General features: G+C 62.2%; 5 protein-coding genes. All 5 read right to left on the bottom strand.

Annotated features, from left to right (window positions below):
• A partial coding sequence (locus tag EN879_RS26500) for an SDR family oxidoreductase (RefSeq protein ID WP_206521008.1) occupies nt 1-410 on the bottom strand: 410 nt, incomplete at its 3' end.
• Entirely contained in the window at nt 407-1321 is a 915-nt protein-coding gene (locus EN879_RS26495; protein WP_127224576.1) for an NAD(P)-dependent oxidoreductase, read from the bottom strand. The genes EN879_RS26500 and EN879_RS26495, both read right to left, overlap by 4 nt.
• Nucleotides 1314-2234: an NAD(P)-dependent oxidoreductase gene (locus EN879_RS26490; RefSeq protein ID WP_063170557.1), complete on the bottom strand. Its 921-nt coding sequence runs from the start codon at nt 2232-2234 to the stop codon at nt 1314-1316. The genes EN879_RS26495 and EN879_RS26490 overlap by 8 nt, the downstream gene beginning before the upstream one ends.
• Complete coding sequence (locus EN879_RS26485) at nt 2221-3105, bottom strand: amidohydrolase family protein (RefSeq protein ID WP_063170556.1); 885 nt, start codon at nt 3103-3105, stop codon at nt 2221-2223. Before EN879_RS26485 ends, EN879_RS26490 begins: the two co-directional genes overlap by 14 nt.
• A gap of 102 nt (nt 3106-3207) precedes the next feature.
• Nucleotides 3208-4120, bottom strand: a 913-nt coding sequence (gene hisD / locus EN879_RS26480; protein WP_127274337.1) for a histidinol dehydrogenase, incomplete at its 5' end; no start/stop codon positions are given.

Here is a 4120-nt window from a genome sequence, read left to right as displayed (position 1 = left end):
ATCATCGAAGGCACGGTAGCCTGGGTCATGTTCAGGCTGCCACGCAGGCTGGAATCGATGACCAGGTCGAAATTCTCCTGGGTGATATCCATCAGCCGGTCTGGTTGGCTGATGCCGGCATTGTTGACCAGGATGTCGACATGTCCGAAGCGGGCCATGACGTCACCAACTGCCTTGCGACAAAAAACAGGATCCCGGACATCGCAAGCCACGCCGATGTGTTCGGAGCCGATGTCGCGGGCCGCATTCATGGCGGCCTCTTCGTCGAGGTCGAAGATCGCCACGCGGCAGCCCTGCGCGGCAAACCGCCGGGCCGTGGCCTTGCCTATGCCGCGCGGCGAGGCGGCGCCTGTGATAATGGCGGTCTTGTCGTTCAGCATCACGGTGTACTCCTCCCCATATGAATTCATTCGGCGGCCTCGGCCGCGTCTTCGATATTCAGGCCTGCCCAACCCTCGATGAGGGCCGCGATGCGCGAGCAATCGGCGTCGGCCATGCCTTGCGTCATGGCGAACTGCCAGAACTGGCGGACGTTGGCCCCGAGCCACATTGGCACGCCCATACGCTCGGCTTCCTGCATGCAAAGCGTCACGTCCTTGTGCATGAGCTCGGTGCGAAAATTCTGGTCGTAGCGGCGTGTCACCACATGCTTTGGATAGGCGATCTCGGACACCCAGGACCGGCCTGAGCCGGCATTGATGATCCGGAACAGATCCTCGGGCTCGATACCGCCCTTTTCGGCGAATGCTAGCGCTTCGCCGACAATCACCATGTTGGTTGCGGTGAGAAGATTATTGGCGAGCTTGAGGATCTGTGCCTTGCCGACGTCCGGGCCGAGATGGACAAAAGTCTTTGCAAATGTCGCCAGGAACGGTCGTGCCCGTTCCAGTGTCTGCTCCGACCCCGACGCCATGACCGCCAGCGTCTCGTTGCGGACGCCGATTGGTCCGCCGCTGACGGGCGCATCCAGCACAGATACGCCGCGTTCCGCCATCGCATCACCGACCTTGCGCGCCATTGTCGGGCCGGTGGTCGAGAGATCGATATAGTGCTTGATGCGTTTGCCATGGATAAGGCCGGCCTCACCCAGCGCGACGGCCTCGACGATCGGCGCGTTTGGCAGGCTGACGAAGACCGTCTCGACCGCATTGGCGACCGCGGCGGCGCTGTCTTGCCGCTTTGCTCCCTGCGCGACAAGGACATCGACGGCCGCAGCGTTGGTATCGAAAATGTGCACGTCGAGCTGGGCTGCCAGAGCCTTGGTGACCATGGGCATGCCCATCGCACCGAGACCGATGAATCCGTAAGAATTACTAGGCACGCGCGCTCTCCCCGATCGCTGTAAGATGTGACGGCGCGCCTTCGTAGAGGCGGTAGATGCCGGTGCCGTCGATGTCGCCGTGGCCGGCGGCGATAAGCAGATCAAAGAGCTGGGCGGCTTGGCCGGACATTGGGGTCGCCGTGCCCGAACTACGGGCGAGCTCCTGCACCATGTCGAGGTCTTTCAGCAGCTGACGCGCATAGGCCCGCGGCGCGAAATCATGTGCGGCGATACGTGGATAGAGCTGTTGCATCAGAACGCCGTCGGCATGGCCGTATTTCACGCATTCAGGCAGCAGCGCAGCATCCATTCCTGCCGCTTCAGCGAGGCGCACGGCTTCGGCCAGAACAGCATAATTCGTGCCGACCACGAGCTGCGCGATCATCTTGGCAACCGAACCCATGCCTGTCTGTCCGACATGGGTGAACTGGCGGCCGATGTCCTGGATCAAGGAACGGATGCGTGCGATCGCCCAATCCGAGCCGCCGGCCATGATCGTCAGTGTGCCTTCGCCTGCCGCCGAGGGACCACCTGAAACCGGAGCGTCGATCCATTCGCATCCCGTGGCCGCTTGGACGCGCCAACCGATGGACCGGCAGAAATCCGGCGACACGGTTGAGAAATCCACCACGATCTGCGGTGACAGCAGAGCATCCGACAGGCCCGCTTGGCCAAACACCACGGTTTCGACTGCCGCCTGCGACGGCAGGTTGAGGAGCACGAGATCCGCGTCCTCGACACAGTCTTTTGGCGACGCAGCGCCGACTGCACCCGAAGCCATAGCCGCAGCTTGCCGGCCGGCATCGGCGTCGAAGACTCGTAGCTTGTAGCCAAGCCCTGCAAGGCGCGCGGCCATGGGTCCGCCCATCAGGCCGACGCCGATATAGGCAAGGCGCGGCTTACCGGATGTCATAGAATTGGACCGCATTGTCGTGGAACAGGCGCTTTTGCGCTTCGGGTCCGAGATCCGCCGTGATCTCCTTGTAGCCACCAAAGATCTTATCGAGCGTGCCGCACACACTGTCGACCGGGAAATTGCTCCCGAACATGCAGCGCTCGACGCCGTAAATCTCGATGATCGACCTCACGATGTCGCGGTTGTTGGCGACCGTCCATGGCTGGCCAGGCAGGCCGATGCCGGAGATCTTCACCGCCACGTTCGGCCGCTTGGCGAATTCGGTCATTGCCGCCTTCCAGCCGGCAATCCCCTCGGCACTGCGATCGGCCGGCAGCCCTGAATGCAGCAGGATGATCTGCGTCTGCGGGAAGCGGTCGGCGAGCGTGCTCGCCTCGTGCAGATGCCACCATGGTGTCTGCAGATCGAACCGCAAACCATAGCTGGACAGCATGGCGAAACCTTCGACCCAATGCGGGTCGACCATGCTGCCTGGAGCGGCTGAGCCGGGCTTGGGATTGGATTTCGGCTTGTGACGCAGGCCGCGTACGAAGTCGAAACCGGCCAGCCGCTCCAGCACCCGGGCGCGGTCGTCCCGGTCGAGCCATGCCTGGCCGACAGCGACGTTAGGCCACCCCGTCTCACGACGAAGGGAGGCGATATAATCCATCTCGCCGATTGGATCACTCGGATCCCACTCGGCTTCGATATAGACCGTCTTGACAACGTGGTGACCGGCAGCGTCCCGCATGTAATCGGCCGGCAGATACGGCCGGCATATCGAGGAGTAGTCGCCATAGCGGAATGGGATCAGCGGCCGATCGTTGAGCCACGGATAATAGTTCTGCTCGGGATTCCAGAAGTGGACGTGAGCATCCACCATCGGCATATCAGTCACGTCTGTCTCCTCTCCGTCTCGGGACGACCCGTGTCAGATTGGATGCCAGCTCCTCTTCCGGCATCCGCAGTCGTCGCCGCGATTTATCGCGATTTATTCAGCGGCGGCCGCATAGGGGACGTTGCGCCCGCCATAGCGACGGACACGAACGTTTGCCTGCTCGGCATGGCCGGCGAATCCTTCAAGTATGCAAAGGCGCGAACAGTATTCTCCGATCATTGCCGAGGCCTCATCGGTCAGGACGCGTTGATAGGTAACGGTCTTCAGGAACTTGCCGACCCAAAGGCCGCCGGTGTAACGGGCGGCTCCCGCCGTCGGCAGCGTGTGGTTGGTTCCAATCACCTTGTCGCCATAGGCGACGTTGGTTCGCGGCCCGAGAAACAGCGCCCCGTAGTTCGTCATCCGCTCGAGGAAGATATCCGGATCGCGAGTCATCACCTGCACATGTTCCGATGCCATGCGGTTTGCTTCACCGACCATTTCGTCCTCTGTCGAACACAGGATTACCTGGCCGTAATCCTCCCATGCGCGACGGGCGATGACGGCAGTCGGCAGGATGTTCAGCAGCCTTTCGACCTCTGCGATCGTGGCTTTGGCGAGAGCCTCTGAATTGGTTAGCAAGACTGCCGGTGAGTTGGGACCATGCTCGGCTTGGCCGAGAAGATCGGTCGCGCATAGCTCGGCGTCGACGCTGTCATCGGCAATGACCAGGGTTTCCGTCGGACCGGCGAAGAGATCGATGCCGACTTGTCCATAGAGCTGGCGCTTGGCTTCCGCCACAAAGGCGTTGCCTGGACCGACCAGCATGGCAACGGACTGGATGCTTTGTGTGCCCAGTGCCATGGCGGCTACCGCCTGAACACCGCCGAGGCAGTAGATTTCATCCGCGCCTGCCAGGTGCTGGGCCGCAACGATCGCCGCGGCAGGGCGCCCCTCGTAGGGCGGCGCAGCCGTGAAGATGCGCGGCACGCCGGCAACCTTGGCCGTAATGACCGACATATGGGCC

Origin of the sequence: Mesorhizobium sp. M7A.F.Ca.AU.002.02.1.1 (assembly GCF_003998535.1) — a bacterium.
GTDB classification, from domain to species: Bacteria; Pseudomonadota; Alphaproteobacteria; order Rhizobiales; family Rhizobiaceae; genus Mesorhizobium; species Mesorhizobium ciceri.
The sequence above is the reverse complement of the archived record's forward strand: the minus strand, read 5'-3'. Positions and strand labels throughout refer to the sequence as shown.

Coding starts and splice junctions, on each gene's coding strand:
- EN879_RS26490 (WP_063170557.1), bottom strand. CDS start 2,234: ATGACATCCGGTAAGCCGCGCCTTGCCTATATCGGCGTCGGCCTGATG.
- EN879_RS26485 (WP_063170556.1), bottom strand. CDS start 3,105: ATGCCGATGGTGGATGCTCACGTCCACTTCTGGAATCCCGAGCAGAAC.